Genomic DNA, 20,323 nt, shown 5'->3' on the forward strand with positions numbered 1-20,323 from the left:
CCTGAATTAGTTTCTGACGTTTCAGTCACACCGGAAAATGAAAACGGAAACAACGAGGCGGAAGAGGTAGAAAATACTGGTGTGCCTGATAGCGATCAAGCTTCAAAAGAGCTTGTAGTTGAAGAACTTGACTATCAGACTCAGTACCGTGAAAATGAAAATTTGACTGCAGGTGAGACCAAGGTCATTCAAACTGGAAATAAAGGAAATGTAACACAAGTTTATGATGAGCAAAGTGGCTCAAAGACAGTTACATTTGATCCTAAAACCGAAGTTAGTGTGACTAGAGAGCCCCAGTTGATCATGGTCTTAGTTGAAGTGACGACAATGGTCGATGATATGTATTTAACGGATGATGTTTCTAAATTAGCACCTTTATGGGAGCAGATGGAGAATGGAGATCGTCTATTGTGGATCAGTGCGTTGCGTATCCCAGAAAGATTTGATAATGCAAAGGCTAGTTATTCAGTTAAAGGAAAAGATACTGCGATCAATCCATTAGAACAGATCGGGACGATCGAAGCTAGTGATATTCCGGCTCGTTATGATATCACCGATGAAGATCTAAAAAATGCTGAGATCCGATTAGAGACCGATCTATTTACACAAAGTGTTGATTCTTTGGTCAATAATAAAGGGTTACTTAGTTTATTGAATAAAGCTGGTTCAAGAGTTATCTCGATCAGAGACGTAGGGCGAACGAAACGAGAATATAAGAGGTATGGCTTGGCGGAAGCTGCCTTTAAAAAAGCTTCGATCCCGTATAAATTAGATGATCAAACCGGTTTATTGAGTGTCACACCAAATTTAGTTCCAACGATCATCTACAAACCGTTACAGATCGAGATCAACGAGCCAACGGAGCAATTAGCGCTCACAAAAGCACAACTAAAAACGGCGGGAAAAGTGATCGATCTCCCAGTGGTCGCGGGTAAAGTTCAAGCCCAATATACACCGGAAAGTGGATCACCACTCACGATCGATTATGATTTTACTGGAACAGCAACTGACAAAAAAACGATCACGATCAAAGTTACAGCTGAGGAAGCTTTAGTGACTGAGCTAGAAAATGTTATCTTACCACAGTCACATTTAGAAACTACGCAACCAACGCCGATGATCATTGAAGTAGGAACGAAACCAGAGGTAACGACAGTAGATATACCATATGAAACAAATTATGTGACCGATAAAACAATGCGAAGTGACGCCACTCCGATCGTTTTGGTCGAGGGAAAAACAGGTCAAAAAACTGTTACGGTAAATTATGTATTAGATAAGCAAACAGGCAAAGTTACAGCAAAAGAGCCACTCGAAAGTATAACTATTCTCCCAGTGACTCAACAAGTCAAAGTGGGTTCTGGAGTAGAGGTCGAGATACCGTATCAGATAGTTTACCAAGGAAGTGAGGAGTTGTCTCTTGGACAACAAGTAATAGGATCTAAAGGTAAAGTCGGGATCTTACAACCTAATGGAGTCGTCACAAAAGCAGCAATGCCCGAAGTTATCTTGGTTGGAACTAAACCAACAATTAAAGAAGAAGTGCTTGTTTTTCCAACAGTATATAAAGAAGATCCGATGAGCTTACCAACAGATCCTGAGAGAGTAGCACAAGTTGGAGAAAATGGTAAACAGATAACAACAACTAAGTATAAAGTTGATCCAAAAACAGGTGAACTCACCAGTTTGGAACCAATTAGTGAAATAATACCAACTGTAGCTGAGATCATTTTTCGTGGAAGTGGGCAAACGACACTTGTTCCCAAGTCTACGCGCTATGTGGCTAATGAAACTTTAGAAAAGGGTGTAATGCGGCAAATAGAAGTTGGTGTCGATGGTGTAATTCACCCAAATGGAAAGAGCTTAGTTGAGGCAGTCACTCAAGTAATAGAGATCGGTACTAGACCAGAAGTAAACGAAACAATGCTTGAGCCAGAAGTGATCTATGAAGATGATGCAATGTTAAAAAAGACTGATCCAGAGGTCGTCGTCGATCCAGGAAAAGCAGGTAAAAAAATAGCGATCACGACTTTTAGCGTGGATGAAAAGAGTGGAGAAGTTAATTCTCAAACGACCATCAAAGAAGAACCGTCACGTGCCAAAGTGATCAAGCGTGGAATAGGTGAAGAGACAGCGATAGCGTATTTAACGATCTATGAAGGCGATAAGACCCTAGTCAAGGGCACAAAGGTAGTCAAACAAGAAGGTAAGTCAGGGATCAGACATCCAAATGGGACTGTGACTAAAGAACCAGTATCAGAGATCATCGCTGTCGGCACTAGACCAGAAGTAAACGAAACAATGCTTGAGCCAGAAGTGATCTATGAAGATGACGCAATGTTAAAAAAGACTGATCTAGAGGTCGTCGTCGATCCAGGAAAAGCGGGTAAAAAAATAGCGATCACGACTTTTAGTGTGGATGAAAAGAGTGGAGAAGTGAATTCTCAAACGACCATCAAAGAAGAACCGTCACGTGCTAAAGTGATCAAGCGCGGAATAGGTGAAGAGACAGCGATAGCGTATTTGACGATCTATGAAGGTGATAAGACCTTGGCCAAGGGCACAAAGGTAGTCAAACAAGAAGGGAAGTCAGGGATCAGACATCCAAATGGAACTGTGACTAAAGAACCAGTATCAGAGATCATTACAGTCGGTACTAGACCAGAAGTGATGATCGAAGAACTTGATTTTCCAATTAGCTGTGAAATAGATCAAACGTTGCCGTTTGGTAAGACGCTCATTGTTCAAGCTGGGAAAAAAGGCCAAAAGATCAAAACGATAAATTATCAGGTCGATAAAGAAACAGGTAAATTGCTCGCTATAGTAACAGAAGAAGTGATCGCACCAGTTACTCAAATCAGTAAACAAGGTACTAAAGTAAATGAAACTACTTTTACTGTGGATAAGGAACAAGTCGCTCCAAAAATAACAGAAAAAGCAAAAGTTGAATTACCACAAACAGGTGAAGTTAAGGAAAATAGTTTAGCTCTATTAGGGTTGTTAGGTCTTACTAGTGGTTTACTATTAGTTGCTAGTCGCAAAAAGAAACGAGCAAAATGATCTGAAAAGGTCACTAGTTGTAATTGTAGCTAGTGATCTTTTTATTTGAGATAAAATAATTGCATTTGAAAAAAGAAAGCGGTAACGTCAATGGGGAAAGGAGTTAAATAAAAAAACTTACAAAATGTAAGCATATTGTGTGACAAGTCCGATAAACTTTGTATAATCAATAGTGTAGACTTGAATAGAAAGTGGGAATGAAAATGGAAAAGGTAAAAAATATCGTTATTGGTTTTGGTAAGGGTGGAAAGACCTTAGCTAAAACATTAGCAAGTAAAGGTGAAGAAGTTCTAGTAGTAGAGCAGTCAGATCAAATGTACGGCGGGACATGTATCAATATTGGCTGTTTACCGTCGAAACGCTTGATCATTGAAGCTGAGAAAAAGGCTGATTTCAGTCAAGCTGTAGTCGGAAAAAATGAGATGACAGCCTTTTTGCGGGATAAGAATTATCATATGTTAGCAGATGAACCAACTGTTCGTGTCCTAAATGGTACAGCTAAATTTGATTCAGATCATGTTATCAGTGTTACGACACCAGATAACAAGACTTTAGAATTTGAAGGGGAACGGATCTTTATCAATACTGGCGCAAAACCCGTGATGTTGCCGATCAAAGGCCTAGCTGAAAGTAAGTATTTGCTTGATTCTACGCAAGCGATGGATCTAGCTGAATTGCCAAAAGAGTTAGTGATCATCGGTGCGGGGTATATCGGACTTGAATTTGCCAGCATGTTTGCTAATTATGGTGCCAAAGTCACCGTCTTAGATGCTTCGGATAAGTTTATCCCACGTGAAGATGATGATATCTCACAGCTTGTTTTCAAGGATCTGACTGAACTTGGAGTTGACTTTAAGCTAGGCGTCAAGATCAAAGAAGTGCGTGATCTTGATGATAGTGTAGCAGTCGTCTATGAAAAAGATGGTGATGAACATACGGTGACTGCAGATAAGGTTTTGGCAGCTACTGGACGTAAGCCACGCACAGATGAGCTAGGGTTGGAAAATACAGCGATAAAAGTAGATGATCGCGGAGCTGTGGTCGTAGATGATCAATTGCATACGAGTGTCCCTGGCGTTTGGGCGATCGGAGATGTTAAAGGTGGGCTTCAATTCACTTATATCTCTTTAGATGATTTCCGGATCATTAAAGATGAACTTTTTGGTGCTGGCAAACGCCGGATCAGTGATCGTAAAAATGTTCCTTATAGCGTTTTTATCGAACCACCATTATCTAAAGTTGGTCTAAACGAAAAAGAAGCTAAGGCAGCAGGGGTCGAATATAAGCTCTTCAAGTTGCCAGTTGCAGCTATTCCCAAGGCACGGGTCTTAAAGGATACACGTGGGCTCTTTAAAGTTTTAGTTGATCCTGAAACTGGCTTAGTCTTAGGGGCTACGATCTATGCTAAGGAATCACACGAGCTGATCAATTTGCTCAGTTTGGCTATCAATGCTAAACTACCATACACAATGTTGCGTGATCAGATCTATACCCATCCAACGATGAGTGAAGCGCTCAATGATGTTTTAAAATAAAGTGAGGTAATTATATAATGCGGATTTTTGTAGTCGGTGCTACTGGTCGAGTTGCATCAGAATTAGTTAAAGATCTAGTTGCTAAGGGGCATCAAGTGACCGCAGCTGCGCGTCATCCTGAAAATGTTTTGTTGAAGGATTCACCACAAGTGACTGCAGTCAAATTAGATCTGCATGCTTCAAAAGAAGAATTGGCGGCTTTGATCGGTCAACAAGATGCGATCTACTTTACAGCCGGTTCACGTGGTAAAGATCTCTTACAGACTGATGCCTTTGGTGCTGTTAAGACGATGCAAGCTGCTGAGCTAAATGGTATCAAACGTTATATCATGTTGAGCTCATTGCATGCCTTAGAACCAGAATTTTGGCATGAAGATGGTTTAGCTCAGATCATGGATTATAATATTGCCAAATTTTTTGCAGACCACTATTTAGTGCATAACACGGACTTAGATTATACGATCTTACAACCAACAGCTTTGACTGAAGAACCTGGTACAGGTAAGATCACAGTTGGAGCAACTAAAGTTTCAAAAAATCCGATCCCGGATGTGGCTTTGACTTTAGCTGAGATCTTAGAACATGACAACACACAAAAAAAAGTCATCATGATGAGTAGTGGTGATACACCGATCGAGCAAGCCTTAGCCAACGTATAGTGATGGCTAATTAGAAAGCCGACCAATATTGGTGAAGGCCCCTAAGTTGGACATAACTTAGGGGTTTTTATTGTCATTTGCGAGGTAGTCAAGCGCATTTTTCGAGACAGCGGGTAGCCCCAATTATATTGAGAAACGATGAAGATAAAAACGCACTGAGTAGCGATCTTCTCATTTCAGCGTTTAGTTGTACTATAATGGTAGGGTATTTCACTTTCATCTAAGAAGGGAAGTCAGTTCATCTTAAGAAAAATTTTTAGCGAACCATCCAGTGATCAAAGGGCTCTGTGCTCAGAACGCGTACTACTGATAATGATCCCGATTTTTTTCATAAAATTTCACCTTGTAACTTTAATTTTAGAAGCAAAATCTCAGATTGGCAAATTAAAACGTGAGAATGTGGTATATTATTCCTAAAGGGTTGCAGACTAGCAACTAGAATTTCAGTGGGGGAAGCTAAATGAGTGCAATTATTGAGATAAAAAATCTTAGCTTTACGTACGATGAAGAGAGTCAACAAAAGACATTGTCGCAGATCGATTTAACGATCGAACAGGGGCAGTGGGTCGCTTTGATCGGCCATAATGGAAGTGGCAAGAGTACTCTGGCAAAATTGCTCGATGGGTTGTTGACACCAACTGAGGGGACGATAACTGTTGCAGGCCTGCCTTTGAATGAAGAAAATATTTGGGCGATCAGAGATAAGATAGGGATGGTTTTTCAGAATCCGGATAATCAATTTGTGGGTGCAGATGTTGAAGGCGATGTGGCCTTTGGTTTAGAAAATCGGGGCGTTTCCTATAAGCAAATGCATCAACGAGTCCAAGAAGCCTTGGAAGCTGTTAACATGCAAGCTTTTGCCAAACATGAACCAGTTCGTCTTTCGGGTGGGCAAAAGCAGCGCGTTGCGATCGCTGGTGTCTTGGCGATCAGACCCCAGATCGTGATCTTTGATGAATCGACCAGTATGCTTGATCCCGAGGGACGAGCAGAGTTAGTCGCTTTAATGCGACGTTTGAATAAAGAAGAAGGCTTCACAGTCATTTCGATCACACATGATATTGATGAGGCTGCTTTGGCTGATCGGATCATTGTGTTAGAACAAGGTAAAGTGATCGATGATGATACACCGGAAAATATCTTTACACGGGGAAATGAATTGAGTAAAGTGGGCTTAGATGTGCCTTATCCCGAACGGTTGAAGCATGAGCTAGCTAAGTTGGGGATCAAAGTACCCGAAAAATATTTGACAGAAAAGGAATTGGTGGACTGGTTATGGCAATTCAACTTGAAAAATTAAGCTATACGTATCAAGCCGAGACCCCTTTAGCCCAACAAGCACTAAAAGATGTAAGCTTTACGATCAAAGATCAAAGTTTTACTGCTATTGTTGGACATACTGGGAGTGGAAAGTCTACCTTGTTACAGCATTTAAATGGACTTTTAAAGCCCACCAGCGGTCGTTTGACGGTCAATGGGCAGGTGATAACACCAGCAACTAAAAATAAAGAGTTAGCTAAGTTGCGCCAAGAAGTTGGTTTCGTGTTTCAATTTCCCGAAGCCCAACTATTTGAAGAAACGGTCTTAAAAGATATCGCATTTGCGCCGAAAAATTTTGGTGCGACCGAGCAAGAAGCAAAAAAGATCGCGCGCCAAAAAGCCCAACTAGTCAATTTAGATGAAAGTGTGTTAGAGCGTTCGCCGTTTGAACTTTCTGGGGGCCAGATGCGTCGGGTCGCGATCGCTGGGATCTTAGCGATGTCACCTAAAGTTTTAGTTTTAGATGAACCAACTGCGGGCTTAGATCCAAGTGGACGGGCTGAAATGATGGCATTGTTCAAGCGACTTCATGAAAAAGAAAAATTGACGATCATCTTAGTGACCCATCAAATGAATGATGTGGCTGATTTTGCTGATCAAGTTTTAGTGATGGAAGCAGGGCGCTTGCTTGCCGATAAAACGCCAGCAGAACTTTTTTCAGATCCAGGCTGGCTAAAAAAACATCATTTAAATCTACCACAAACAACCGCTTTTGCTCAGCGCTTAGTTGAACGGGGGATGAAATTTGCTCAGCTCCCGTTAACTGAACATGAATTAGCACAGATCTTAGCGACAAAAATAAAAGAACAGGGGGCTAAAAATGGATAAATTATTACTCGGACGTTATATAAGGGGTGATTCTTTGGTCCATCGCCTTGATCCCCGCGCCAAGATGATCTTGTGTTTTTACTTTGTGTTGATCATTTTTTTATGTAACAACTGGCGATCATATCTTCTATTAGGAATTGTGACTTTGCTCAGTGTTTTACTTTCAAAGATCAGTCTGAGCTATTTTGTTAAAGGGGTCATGCCTTTGATCTGGTTGATCTTATTTACAGTCCTCTTGCAAGTCTTCTTTACACGTGGAGGCCCGACTTATTGGCAGTTTGGCCCTTTGACATTGACACAGTTTGGTTTGGTCAATGGCTTTTATGTCTTTTGCCGTTTTGTGTTGATCATTTTCATGTCGACGCTTTTGACGGTGACGACGACACCACTTGCGATCGCTGATGCAACTGAATCGTTGATGCAACCATTAAAGAAGCTCAAAGTGCCCGTACATGAGATCTCTTTGATGTTATCGATCGCTTTACGTTTTGTGCCGACTTTGATGGATGAGACGACTAAGATCATGAATGCTCAACGTTCACGCGGAGTTGATTTTAGCGAAGGCAGTCTTATCTCCCGGATAAAGGCAGTGATCCCGCTATTGATCCCCCTATTTGTCAGTGCCTTGACCCGGGCTGAAGATCTGGCAACGGCGATGGAAGCGCGAGGTTATCGTGGAGGAGAAGGGCGAAGTAAGTATCGTTTGCAAGTTTGGCATTTACAAGATACGCTAGCTTTGATCTTCTTTTTCCTAGTGACTCTCGCCTTGATATTTTTGAGAAATTGAGGAATTTTAATGACGAAGCGTTATATGATAACTTTAGCCTATGACGGCACTAATTTTGCAGGCTTTCAAGCCCAACCCAAGCAACGGACCGTGCAGTCAGTTTTAGAAAAAGCACTCAATAAGATGAGTAAGTTTGACGACTATATCACGATCTATGGCTCTGGTCGCACTGACTCGGGTGTGCATGCTTTGGGGCAAGTCATCCACTTTGATTTTCCCCATGATATCTCACCAGAAGGGATGCTCAAGGGATTAAATTCAATGTTGCCCCTTGATTGTGAGGTCATTGATTGCAAGATCGTCAGTGATGACTTTCATGCCCGCTTTACCACCCACGGCAAGCGCTATATGTATCGCGTCAGCCGTTCATGGTTCACCGATCCTTTTAAACGTTTCTACACTGGACATTACAAGTATCCCCTTGATATCAAGCGGATCAAAGAAGCAATGCCCGATGTCGTGGGGACGCATGATTTTTCGAGTTTTGTAGCTTCAGGCAGTCAAACTAAAGATCATGTCCGGACGATCTATGAGGCTACCGTCAGAGAAGACAAAAAAAACAATGAAGTGATCTTTGAATTCTACGGCAACGGCTTTTTGTATAATCAAGTGCGGATCATGGTCGCAACTTTGCTGGAGATCGGGAATGGTAAGCGACCAGTTCATGATTTCTTGCGTTTGTATGAAGTCAAAGACCGCAATGAATGTCGAGAAACAGCACCGGCAAGTGGACTTTATCTGAAGAAAGTTTATTATGAATAAAATATAGCTTGATTTTATGATTTATTGAAAGTTATAATTGACTATACCTAAAAAAAATCGTAATATAGTATTTGGTATTGTTTGCCCCACAGTAAGCCCCGTTAATCTTATTGTTTGTCAAACATGTATACATTAAATGGAGGAAATAAACGTGCGTACAACATATATTGCAAAACCAGGCGAAGTAGAACGTAAATGGTATGTCGTAGATGCAACAGATGTTCCTTTGGGACGCTTATCCACAGTGGTAGCATCTGTTTTACGCGGCAAGAACAAGCCTACTTTCACACCAAACGTTGATACAGGTGACTTTGTGATCGTCATCAATGCAGAAAAAGTTGCTTTGACAGGTCGTAAAGCAACAGATAAGATCTATTACCATCACTCAAACCATCCAGGTGGCTTGAAGGAACGTACAGCTGGTGACTACCGTGAAAAGGATCCAGAAAAATTGATCGCATTATCTGTTAAAGGTATGCTTCCAAAGGGTACTCTTGGTCGTGCACAAGCTAAGAAGCTTCACGTTTACCGTGGTGCAGAACACAAGCATGCTGCTCAAAACCCAGAAGTATTAGACATCACAAACTTAATCTAGGAGGAAAACGAATTTGGCACAAGTACAATATCGCGGCACAGGTCGTCGTAAAAACTCAGTTGCACGTGTGATCTTGGTACCAGGTACAGGTAAGATCACAATGAACGGCAAATCTGCAGAAGAATACATTCCATTTGCAAACTTACGCGAAGTTATGGCTCAACCATTCGTTGCCACAGAAACAAAAGACCAATATGACGTATTGGTAAACGTTAACGGTGGTGGCTTCTCAGGTCAAGCTGGCGCTACACGTCATGGTATCGCACGCGCTTTACTTGAAGTAGATCCAGACTTCCGCGGTGTCTTGAAGCGTGCAGGTCTCTTGACTCGTGATGCACGTATGAAAGAACGTAAGAAGCCAGGTCTTAAGAAGGCTCGTAAAGCTTCACAATTCTCAAAACGTTAATATCACGTTATATCAACGTTTCAAACGCATTTCTCACTTTGGTGGGGGATGCGTTTTTTTGTATTACAAAAAATTTTAAACACTAAAAAATCTCTGGAGCAAAAATAAAGTATTTTACTCCAGAGAAATTTATTATTTTATGTCGTATGAGTTGGATAAACTATTAGCTTTTTCCGAGAAAAGGAAGTCATAAAATTCTTGACCAGTCTTTTCTCCTCCGACCCAAGCAGATACAAGTTTTCCATTTTTTAATCGCATCGTAGTTGGAGTTCCTGGAATTCCTAATGTATTAAATGCATAATCATGGGCGTTGGGTTCATTGTCAATATTATAATAAAAGATATTGCCATGAAGTAGTTCAGCGAAGTTTTTTAAATAAGGTGATGCTTGTCTACAGTAGTAACAAGTAGGACGTCCAATATATAATACTATATCCTGATTATTATTTTCAGTAAGAAGTTTTTTGACCTCAGATGTATTTACGGGAATAAAATTGCGCAAATTTTGTTGATATTCTTGAAGTGAGACATCCTTGGTATAAAATTCTTTGCTTGTTGTTGGACGATCATCTGGTGTAAGCTCTTTTTTACTGGTGACGGACAAATTATTATTTGGTTCAGTAGTAGAATTATCTGCGGCTCTAGCGTTGTCTGAAGGAAAAACTGAAAATACTACTAGTGAGAATGTAAGTAAGAAGATATTTTTATAGTCCATAACACAAAAATGCTACACAATATGGAGTTGAAAAGAAATGTAGCGCATCCTTTCTTAATTAATATGATTTCATAAAAAATGTTCAATTACTAACATACATATTACTTGCTCCATAATTATTTTCTTTACAAGTATCATATGTTTTTATTGTGTTGCTCATATATTGAGTATCACCTTCTTTGTTGATCAAATTTAGCTGTATTGTCTCAAAAATATTGAGCATCTATTTGAAAATAGCAGATTTTGTGCAGTAATATGCAAATTTGGAGATGAAAGCCAAATAGGTTTAAAAAAGTACTAAATTAGCAATTTTCGATTTTTTAATTCATTCAGGAATATTATAGGAGACGTAGTTAGGAACTTAGTCAAATTATGAAAGGATGATTTATAATGGAAAATAAATTTGAGACGTTAACAGAAAAAGAACTAATGAACGTATATGGTGGCAAGAAGCCAAGCTGTGTTCGTAACTTTTTAGGTGGGTTGGCTGTAGGAGCATTAAGAGGTGCCCCAGGTGGTGTTGCAGGAGTCGTTGTTGGCGCTAATCTAGGTATGGTAGGTGGAGCTCTCTCTTGCTTATAGGAGGGATAAAATGACTGATTATAAAAAAGAATTTGAGAACCTGAGTGTAGAAAGTTTGCTTTCAGTTGTTGGTGGAAAAGGTCGCTATGGTGCCAGTGGAAATCGCTTTGTTCATTGTGGAGCAGGTATCGTTGGTGGTGCTGTAGGCGGTGCAATCGGTGGACCTTGGGGAGTTGCAGCTGGGGCATTAGTAGGTGGACTAGCAAATTGCCATTGAATTGTTTATTTGAACATACTGATTTTATTCTTGGAAATGTTGTTGAAAATTTAAATTTAGGAAAGCTCTAGGAAAATGGTTTAGGCTGTTTTATGGAGCTTTTCGTGTCTTTAAATATATATGTAACGCTCACTGTAGAGCCTTTAAGATATTTAGAGCATATATCTAGAAAAAAGTCAATCTTTAGACTAATATTTTTTGTAGTATAATTCAGGGTGAAAACAAGGATAATAATTTAATATACAAATAGAAAAGAGGAGGGCATTAATGTTAACGAACCTAGAACTAAAAAGATAGTTGGTGATATTTACCTACTTTAAAGGGAAGAGATATGTTTATTAAGGGGGGATCGTATAAATGAAGAATACAGAGATGTGGGAATATTTTTACCTAATGAATGTAGTTATTGGGATCACTTTTGGATATTGGATCTTTTTAAAGGTAGCGCTTAAAAGACGTAGCCTAAAAGAGAACATGCTATATTTTTGCTTTACGGTCCCAGTACTAACGTTGGTATATATATCTTGGGGAAATGTGCTAGAACAATTTATAGAAATAACATTACTATATTTGATCTATCGCAAAAGACCAAAAGATCATCAAACTTTAGGCCGCTTGCTAATTATCGCTTCTATCTCGTATGTGGTAGAGTCTCTAATGTTTTTGATCACATTTTCTTTTGGGATAGAACATCGTATAGCCCAAATGATTTTTTTTGATATAGTAGCGTACATGGCCATATATCTAATTATCATGAAGACATCAATTATCCGACCGTTAGATCGAGAAAATGGTAAAGTGTATTTTTGGTTAATGGTGTATATATACATGACCTTTTTGGGTATAAACTATATGGTTTACTTTATAAAGTCAGAAATGGTAGCTTTTCTCATATTGATGCTTTTTTTTACAGTCCAACTTTTTTTTGCGATCTATTTATATCTTACTGTCCAAAAAGTGACAAAAGATAATTTATTTTTACAACAATTGGATAACTTAAAAATATATACAAAACAACTTGAGATAAATCAAAAAAATTTATGCAAGTTCAAGCATGATTATCGAAATATGTTAATAAGTTTGCAATTAAGTGCTCAAGATAGACATGATAAAGAATTGATCGCAAGATTGAAAAAGTATTCGAATTTTTATTTAGACAATAAAGGTTTATGGCAGTTTAACGATATTGATAATGTCAGAGATGACTTATTAAAGAGTTTATTGATAAGCAAGTTAAATGCTATATTTCAGCAAAATATCGAAAATACTTTTGAATGTCAAACTTTGGTAGAACAATTACCAGCTAAAGATATCACTTTTGATATTATCCGAATTCTAGGTATCGCTTATGATAATGCTATTGAAGCAAGTTTGATATTAAAAAATGGGGCAAAAGTTAAATCAATGGTATATAGTAAGGAAGGTGAACTAGAATTTGAAATAAAAAATCGATTTAACGATACTGGAAAGTCGATTTTAGAGCTAAAGAAATTAGGCTTTACGACCAAAAAAGGACATAGTGGTTTGGGATTAGCTAATATTGAGGATATTAAAAAAAGTATGACGCTATTTTAGTGGAATATCATATATCTGATGGTTGGTTTACGTTTTATATGAGTGTTATGGTCAAATAAGGGGGATAAATTTATGGAAACTTATGGGATAGTAGTTTGTGAAAATGATCAAGTGCAGTTGAGCAATCTACATGTTTTTGTAAATAGAGCTGTTTGGTCTTTGGAAGATTCGCCTGATAGTAAGGATAAAACCTGTGAAGTAGTATTGGTGACTACTAGCTACCAAGAAGTTGTAAATTATTTGAATGATACGTACATAGATAGTGGAGTATATTTTTTGGATATCGATCTAGGAGAAGACGATGATCAAAATGGCATAGATCTGGCTGAATTTATCAAAAGTAAAGATCCAAATGCACAGATCATTTTTATTACAGCTTATGAAAATTTTGCAGCAATGACTTATCGGCGCAGGATAGGGGCTGTGGATTTTATAACTAAGACTGAGCTTGACCAAAAACGTTTAAATGAAGCATTATTTTTAGCGATAAAACGTATTAGAGAACTACATAGTGTAAGAGAACAGACTTTTAGTTATAAAATGGGGCGGAGACTTATCAATCAAAATATACGAGATATTCTCTATATTGTTACCACAGAACATTCACATAAATTAAAGATCGTTACACTCGATAGTGAGGGTGAATTCTTGGGTAATATAAAGAAGATCGATGATGAAAATGAATTTTTAGAAAAGATCTCACAATCATGTTTAGCAAATCCAGACAACATCGTTGAGATCGATCTAAAGTTACGGACCGTAAAATTTAAAGACGGGTATATCGAGATGTTTCCTAGAAGAAATTCAAGAAAAATTGAAAAGTTGATCAATAAATATAATGTGAAAAAACGGTAGTGAAGTGGCAAAATATCTTGATATTAGGTCAGTGAAGTAAAGCTTAGGCATTATTATATTTGTCAGATAAGAATAGAAACTGGCAAAATCGGAATAAATACTCTGAAAAATATAAGCAGTGATAGAATACGGAAAAATAGAAATATATGAGGAGCATTTATGTCGAGTAAATATAAAAAAATGTATATATCACAAATTGACGAATCTGATTGTGGTGTGGCTTCCTTAGCCATGATACTGCGTTATTATGGATCAGAAGTATCTTTAGCATATCTACGAAATTTAGCTAAAACAAATATTGAAGGAACTACTGCATTTGGAATTATAAATGCAGCACAGAAATTAGGCTTGGAAACACAGGCTATTAAAGCTGACATGACCTTGTTTGATATGCAAGATGTTACTTATCCATTTATTGTCCATGTAGTCAAAGAAAAAACAATATTGCATTATTATGTGGTATTAAAAGCAACATCTGATCATATAATTATTGCTGATCCTGACCCAGAAAAAGGAATAATTAAATTAAGATATGCTGATTTTGAGGTAGAGTGGACAGGTGTAACACTTTTTATGAAACCTAGCAGTAAATATAGCCCTATCAAAGAAACTAAGAGTAATTTGTTATCTCTTTTTCCAAGGACATTTAAAAATATAAAACTGATCATCAGTATTGTAATAGTTGCCATGTTAACAACAATAATAAGTATTTTAGGGTCATATTTTTTTCAAGTATTATCAAGTATTAATAGATAACTATATACCAAATGGTATGGAACAGATGTTAGATATTGTCGTGATGGGATTAATAGTGGCATATGTGTTCAATTCAATTTTTGTATACAGTAGAGATTTCTTATTAGCTATTTTGGGACAAAAATTGTCGACTGATATTATTTTAGAGTACATTAAGCATATTTTTGAGCTACCATTGGAATTTTTTTCAACAAGAAAGACGGGTGAGATCGTTTCAAGGTTTACAGATGCTAGCAAAATAATAGATGCTTTAGCCAGTATGGTCGTTTCCATTGGACTAGATGCTAGTATAGTTATTATTATTGGGGTGACCTTATTTTTTCAAAGTATTAGGTTATTTGTTATAACACTGACTGCTCTTCCAATATATATCATTGTTATTATGACTTTTGCTAAAAAATTTGAAAAATTAAATAAGCATCAAATGGAAAGCAATGCAATACTAAGTTCGTCAGTCATCGAAGATATACAAGGCATAGAAACGATCAAGGCATGTAATAGTGAAACAGTTCGCTTTAATATAGTAAGTGAGCAATTCTTTGATTATTTAAATAAATCACTTAGCTATATAAAAAGCGATTCTTTACAACAAGCATTGAAAATCTTTATTCAACAGAGCTTGAATGTGATCGTTTTGTGGGTAGGCGCTAAACTAGTTATTCAAAACCAGTTATCTGTTGGACAGTTATTGACTTTTGTTGCATTACTATCATATTTTATTGATCCACTACAGAATATTATAAATCTTCAGCCAAAGTTGCAAAGTGCTAAAGTTGCATATACTCGAATGAATGAAGTTTATTTAGTAAAAAGTGAATTTAAGGATGAAAATTTTAACTATACTACTCAAAAATTATTAGGTGATATAACATTATCAGGGATAAAATATCAATATGGATATGGGAAAAATGTATTAAATAATGTTAGTACAACTATAAAAGTTGGCGAAAAGTTGGCTATTGTAGGTATGAGTGGTTCTGGAAAGTCTACATTAGTCAAAATGCTAGTTAAATTTTTTGATCCAACTTCAGGTAAGTTAGAATTTAATGGATATCCAAGTAACAGTATAAGTAAAAAGAGTTTACGTAGTTATATAAACTATGTACCACAGATCCCATACGTATTTTCTGGAACAATTGAAGAGAATCTGAAATTAGGGGGAAGAGAAGGGGTGACTCTAAAAGACATCAATAGAGCGTGTGAAGTTGCAATGATAAAAAATGATATAGAAAATATGCCTTTAGGATTAAATACTAAATTAGATGAAAATGCTAGTATTTTATCAGAGGGGCAAAAGCAGAGAATTACGATCGCAAGAGCGCTATTATCACCAGCTGAGGTCTTGATTTTTGATGAATCTACAAGCTCTTTGGATACTATTACTGAGAAAAAAATAATTGAACAGTTGATAGGGATGAAGGATAAGACAATAATTTTTGTAGTTCATAGATTATCGATCGCAAAGAAAGCTGATAGGATCTTAGTGTTAGATAGTGGTGAAATTGTGGAAGAAGGTAGCCATCGTGAATTACTGGCAAAAAAAGGTTATTACTATAAATTTTTAAAGGCTTAGCTTGTTCTATAAATATGTATTTCTTGAGTAGAGATGTGTTTTTGGTGTGGATCATATAATTTGATAATTTCATTTAGGCGTAGGCGATCACTTAGATCTGCCCACTGGATCTTGCTACGTTTTAATGAGGCTTTTAGAGGTAAATACTTTTACAGTACCAAATATGAGCGGAAAAGTGCGAAATTTGAATTTTTAAGTGATTTATTTTATCTAGGAGTATTATGGGGGCGTAGATGAAACTTTAAGTGAATAAGGTAAGGAGTGATCTACTATGAAAAAATTATGGAATTGGTGGTTAGCTGGAGGCATTAAAGGTAAGAAACGCTATGTGATCCTTACCTTATTAGAAGCCGTAGGTGTTCCATTTGATCTTTGGCTTACCAGTGGCCATGAGGTTAGTTTCCTACACTTTGTGACAACACCTCAGATGTTGCTTTTTGTTGCGCTTTGTCTAACATGTGCTGCTCCTTTGCTCTATTTTTTAGACAATGTTATGGGGAGCACTAAAAAGATGCATGGATAATTAGGCTAGCACAAGGAATGTGGCTCTTCTTAGTAAAGAGTAAACATTTTTTAGAGAAGCTTTGTGAGAATGGCTCAAGCTGTTTTTACAGAGCTTCTTATATTTTTTCCAAGATATGTTTGCAGATCGTTGTATGACCGAATATGAATAGAAAAGTGCGAGATTTGAATATTTAAGTGATGCATTTTATATGAGTGTTACCATAGAGGCGTAAAAGGAACTTCAAGTGACAAGGTAGGAGTGAGCTACTATGAGAAAATTATGGAAATGGTGGCCAGCTGAAGAGAGTAAATATGATATACTAATAGACTTTGTATTATTTCCATTTGTGTCCTGGCTTAGTAGTGATCGTGATATTAGTTTACTGCATTTTATGGTAATGGCTCAGCTTTTGCTTTTTCTCGTATTCTGTTTATGGTGTTCCGTTTCGCTATTTTTTAGACACTATCATGGAAAGAAATAAAATGATGCACAGGTAATTAGGCTAGTTCAAGTAAATGGGTAAGCTAATATGGATATTTTCACAACACTTCCTGCAGAAATGTGGGGAGTATTATTTTTTAGGCTATTTTTTATAGACATTAACTGATATTTGCTCATTATGAGTAAGGATAGAACTAATAAACTCATTTATACAGAAGAAAAAATTAAGAATTTGGACTGTAGATTTTGCAGAAAGTATTGAAGGGATCGATGAAAATGAAAAGCAAGTTCTAAAAGCTTTATCAAAGATAGATGGTTCTCTTTCAAAAAAGAACTTCAGGCTGAAACAGGTCTTTCAAGACATTATGCAACAAAGTCTTTAGAAAAATTAATTACCGCAGACTATGTTTTAGAGGAAGGGGCAGGAAGAAGCACACGATATCGACTAAATAGAACTTTGGAACAAAAAGTTGCTACGATCAAACAAAGAGCAGCAGACTTAAGAATCACGAAAGAGATAAATTGATCTGCAGAAAAAATGGCTAATTTGCAGAAATACTTCAATGGAATCTTGATAATATGGGATTTGTTTAGAATTTTAATCTGCAGAAATGTTGTTGTCTATGTAATTATGATCAACCAAAAGAACCAGCACATTTGTGGTATCCACAATGTGCTGGTCAATTTGATTGGGCAAAGAATTTAGCTTGGCAATAAGTCCGTGAATAATCAAAGATCTGTCCATCGTTTAGATAATAGATGTCTTCGAGTCTTAAGGCAGGGCTATTAGGGGGCAAGGCTAGTAATTTAGCTTGAGTTTCATCCAACAATACACTATCGAAGTATTTATCAGAAAAGCCGATCTTTAGTCCTTGGTGGCGAAGATAACTAAAGATCGAGGTGCTAGCAACGCTTTTTTTGAGCTCACCCACTAGCGCTACGACATAAAAAGATTCTTCTAGACAAAACGGAGCGCCATCCAACAATTGGAGACGCAAGATCCGATAGACCTCGTCTTTGGAAGTCACATTGAGATTTTGAGCGACATCAGGTGGTGCTAAGATCTTCTCAAAGGCTAAGACTTGATTTTTGATGTGTTCATGGAAATTCCCAAAGAAACCGGCTGTATTTTGAAACAGTGGAGTATATGCTTCACGTTGACGCCGTCTGACAAAGATCCCACTTCCCTGTACCTGATAAACGACATGGGAATTTTCAAGATTTTTGAGCGCTTGCATCATCGTGTTTTTGCTTGTACCATAAAGCTCCATCAAAGTCGTCAAATTGGGGAGTTTGGTGCCATGGGGGAGATCGTGTTTTTCGATATGTTCTTTTAGTTTAGCAGCGATCGCTTGATGTTTTAACATATTTTCACCTACTTTACTTTTTAGTATAGCACAATGAAAACGCTTGACAAAATGTTTGGGAACAATTTAGTATATAAGTGTACCCAAACAATTATACATACCTAAGAAAGGGGCTTATGCAAATGATCCATCAAACATTAAAACCATTTCCAAAAGATTTCTTATGGGGGGCTTCAACTTCGGCTTACCAAGTTGAGGGTGCCAGTTTAGAAGACGGCAAAGGCCCATCTTTTCAAGATACCAAAAAATTGCCACCAGGGACTGCTGATCTAACGGTCTCAGTTGATCATTATCATCGGTACAAAGAAGACATTGCTTTGATGGCTGAGATGGGGTTTAAATCATATCGCTTCTCGATCTCATGGTCACGTGTTTTACCAGATGGGATCGGAAAAGTTAATCCTAAAGGGATCGAATTTTATAGCAATTTGATCGACGAATGTTTGAAATATGGTATCGAACCGATCATCACGATGTTTCATTTCGACATGCCGGCAGCTTTGGAAGAAAAAGGCTCTTGGAGCAATGCCAGTTCTTCTGAGTGGTTCAAGGAATTTGCTCGAGTTCTCTTTGAAAATTATGGTGATCGGGTCAAATATTGGTTGACGATCAATGAACAAAATATGATGACGCTCGTTGGCCCTCTTATCGGTACCTTGCGCGTGCCAGAAGAAACAACGAACTTGACTAAAGAGATCTATCAACAAAATCATCATCAATTAGTTGCACAAGCTAAAGCGATGCAATTATGTCATGAGATGTTGCCACAAGCCAAGATCGGTCCGGCCCCAAATATCGCATTGGCTTACCCTAACAGTAACCGCCCAGAAGACATCATTGCTGAACAAAATGCCAATGCGATCCGCAATTGGTTGTATTTAGATATGGCTGTTTATGGGCGCTACAATAACTTGGTTTGGGCGTATTTAGAGGCTAAAGATGCAACACCAACTTTTGCCCCTGGGGATGCCGAAGTCTTAAAAGCAGCCAAACCTGATTTTATCGCTTTCAATTACTATACGTCATTTACGGTAAAAGCAAGTGATGGAAGTGAGCAGATCGATGATAAATTTGCTGATCAGCAATCTGCAATGTCTGAACCGGGATATTATCGCAGTGTGCAAAATCAAAATTTGAAAAAGACCGAGTTTGGTTGGGAGATCGATCCAGTTGGCTTTAGAGCGACGATGCGTGCCTTATATGATCGCTACCAACTTCCATTATTGGTCACGGAAAATGGGATCGGAGCTTATGATGAACTAACTGCAGATGGAAAAGTTCATGACCCCTATCGGATCGTTTATTTGCGCGAACATATCGCTCAGATACGAGAAGCGATCTCAGATGGAGTTGAGATGCTAGGCTATAATCCATGGTCGGCGATCGATCTGATCTCAACGCATGAAGGGATCAAGAAGCGCTATGGTTTCATCTATGTCGATCGGGATGAATTTGATCTCAAGACTTTAAAGCGTTACCGTAAAGATTCATTTTATTGGTATAAAAAAGTTATTGCTACTAACGGACAAGATCTCAGTGATCAGCACTAAAGAAAGATCGAGTAGGTGAAAGTATGTACTTTAAACAGATTTCTTCCACGCCACTGGGAGAATTACTTTTAGTTGGGACCAAAACTGAACTTGTGGGAGGAAATAACTGTTAATCAAAATATATTAAAATGTAATCAAACGCGATATAATATCTACAAAAAAGATGAAATGTGAGGTAGATATTATGGCGATATTAAAAACAAAAGAAATGGCTGAAAGATTGGGCGTTACCGTTC

Annotated in this window: 17 protein-coding genes and 1 pseudogene; 16 read left to right on the plus strand and 2 right to left on the minus strand. The window is 37.8% G+C overall.

Translation table 11 applies throughout. The features are described from left to right. From Q9Q35_RS06575 to rpsI, 9 genes are all read left to right on the plus strand, one after another. On the plus strand, nucleotides 1–3,060 hold a 3,060-nt coding region (locus Q9Q35_RS06575), incomplete at its 5' end, for a G5 domain-containing protein (RefSeq protein ID WP_304652669.1). Nucleotides 3,061–3,263: 203 nt separating this feature from the next. Further along, nucleotides 3,264–4,595 carry an FAD-containing oxidoreductase gene (locus Q9Q35_RS06580; RefSeq protein WP_304652670.1) on the plus strand — a complete coding sequence of 444 codons (1,332 nt, stop codon included), beginning with the start codon at nucleotides 3,264–3,266 and terminating at the stop codon, nucleotides 4,593–4,595. 14 nt (nucleotides 4,596–4,609) lie between these two features. After that, a complete protein-coding gene (locus Q9Q35_RS06585) occupies nucleotides 4,610–5,254 on the plus strand; it encodes an SDR family oxidoreductase (protein WP_304652683.1) in 645 nt (214 codons plus the stop codon). Between the two features lie 460 nt (nucleotides 5,255–5,714). Further along, nucleotides 5,715–6,554: an energy-coupling factor ABC transporter ATP-binding protein gene (locus tag Q9Q35_RS06590; protein WP_304652671.1), complete on the plus strand. Its 840-nt coding sequence runs from the start codon at nucleotides 5,715–5,717 to the stop codon at nucleotides 6,552–6,554. After that, entirely contained in the window at nucleotides 6,530–7,402 is an 873-nt protein-coding gene (locus Q9Q35_RS06595) for an energy-coupling factor ABC transporter ATP-binding protein (RefSeq protein ID WP_304652672.1), read from the plus strand. The genes Q9Q35_RS06590 and Q9Q35_RS06595 overlap by 25 nt, the downstream gene beginning before the upstream one ends. Further along, nucleotides 7,395–8,189 (plus strand): energy-coupling factor transporter transmembrane protein EcfT, encoded by a 795-nt coding sequence (locus tag Q9Q35_RS06600; RefSeq protein WP_304652673.1) that lies wholly within the window; start codon nucleotides 7,395–7,397, stop codon nucleotides 8,187–8,189. Before Q9Q35_RS06595 ends, Q9Q35_RS06600 begins: the two co-directional genes overlap by 8 nt. Before the next feature lie 9 nt (nucleotides 8,190–8,198). Beyond that, nucleotides 8,199–8,951 (plus strand): tRNA pseudouridine(38-40) synthase TruA, encoded by a 753-nt coding sequence (gene truA, locus Q9Q35_RS06605; protein ID WP_304652674.1) that lies wholly within the window; start codon nucleotides 8,199–8,201, stop codon nucleotides 8,949–8,951. A 151-nt stretch (nucleotides 8,952–9,102) separates the two neighbouring features. Then, nucleotides 9,103–9,546 (plus strand): 50S ribosomal protein L13, encoded by a 444-nt coding sequence (gene rplM, locus Q9Q35_RS06610; protein ID WP_004050247.1) that lies wholly within the window; start codon nucleotides 9,103–9,105, stop codon nucleotides 9,544–9,546. A gap of 13 nt (nucleotides 9,547–9,559) precedes the next feature. Then, on the plus strand, nucleotides 9,560–9,952 hold the full coding sequence (gene rpsI, locus Q9Q35_RS06615) for a 30S ribosomal protein S9 (protein WP_004050245.1): 393 nt from the start codon (nucleotides 9,560–9,562) through the stop codon (nucleotides 9,950–9,952). 132 nt (nucleotides 9,953–10,084) lie between these two features. On the opposite strand, the gene Q9Q35_RS06620 is transcribed toward rpsI, so the two are convergent. Then, nucleotides 10,085–10,666 carry a thioredoxin family protein gene (locus Q9Q35_RS06620; protein WP_304652675.1) on the minus strand — a complete coding sequence of 194 codons (582 nt, stop codon included), beginning with the start codon at nucleotides 10,664–10,666 and terminating at the stop codon, nucleotides 10,085–10,087. A gap of 390 nt (nucleotides 10,667–11,056) precedes the next feature. Here Q9Q35_RS06620 and Q9Q35_RS06625 point away from each other — a divergent pair, with 390 nt between their 5' ends. The 6 genes and pseudogenes from Q9Q35_RS06625 to Q9Q35_RS06650 all read left to right on the plus strand — a co-directional run bounded on the left by Q9Q35_RS06625 (nucleotide 11,057) and on the right by Q9Q35_RS06650 (nucleotide 16,747). Further along, entirely contained in the window at nucleotides 11,057–11,248 is a 192-nt protein-coding gene (locus tag Q9Q35_RS06625) for a Blp family class II bacteriocin (RefSeq protein WP_304652676.1), read from the plus strand. Between the two features lie 10 nt (nucleotides 11,249–11,258). Beyond that, the gene (locus Q9Q35_RS06630; RefSeq protein ID WP_304652677.1) at nucleotides 11,259–11,465 is read left to right on the plus strand and encodes a Blp family class II bacteriocin; all 207 of its coding nucleotides are present in this window, start codon (nucleotides 11,259–11,261) and stop codon (nucleotides 11,463–11,465) included. Nucleotides 11,466–11,822: 357 nt separating this feature from the next. Then, nucleotides 11,823–13,040 carry a GHKL domain-containing protein gene (locus Q9Q35_RS06635; RefSeq protein ID WP_304652678.1) on the plus strand — a complete coding sequence of 406 codons (1,218 nt, stop codon included), beginning with the start codon at nucleotides 11,823–11,825 and terminating at the stop codon, nucleotides 13,038–13,040. Between the two features lie 72 nt (nucleotides 13,041–13,112). Then, complete coding sequence (locus tag Q9Q35_RS06640; protein WP_304652679.1) at nucleotides 13,113–13,895, plus strand: LytTR family DNA-binding domain-containing protein; 783 nt, start codon at nucleotides 13,113–13,115, stop codon at nucleotides 13,893–13,895. Between the two features lie 159 nt (nucleotides 13,896–14,054). Continuing rightward, nucleotides 14,055–16,224 (plus strand): annotated as a pseudogene (locus Q9Q35_RS06645) (peptide cleavage/export ABC transporter). Nucleotides 16,225–16,495: 271 nt separating this feature from the next. Beyond that, nucleotides 16,496–16,747 (plus strand): bacteriocin, encoded by a 252-nt coding sequence (locus Q9Q35_RS06650; protein ID WP_304652680.1) that lies wholly within the window; start codon nucleotides 16,496–16,498, stop codon nucleotides 16,745–16,747. A 1,103-nt stretch (nucleotides 16,748–17,850) separates the two neighbouring features. On the opposite strand, the gene Q9Q35_RS06655 is transcribed toward Q9Q35_RS06650, so the two are convergent. Next, nucleotides 17,851–18,537 (minus strand): GntR family transcriptional regulator, encoded by a 687-nt coding sequence (locus Q9Q35_RS06655; protein ID WP_304652681.1) that lies wholly within the window; start codon nucleotides 18,535–18,537, stop codon nucleotides 17,851–17,853. A gap of 122 nt (nucleotides 18,538–18,659) precedes the next feature. Here Q9Q35_RS06655 and Q9Q35_RS06660 point away from each other — a divergent pair, with 122 nt between their 5' ends. After that, entirely contained in the window at nucleotides 18,660–20,087 is a 1,428-nt protein-coding gene (locus Q9Q35_RS06660) for a glycoside hydrolase family 1 protein (protein WP_304652682.1), read from the plus strand. Nucleotides 20,088–20,323: the final 236 nt, after the last annotated feature.

The sequence above is a fragment of the uncultured Ligilactobacillus sp. genome, from assembly GCF_948826705.1.
Taxonomy (GTDB): domain Bacteria; phylum Bacillota; class Bacilli; order Lactobacillales; family Lactobacillaceae; genus Ligilactobacillus.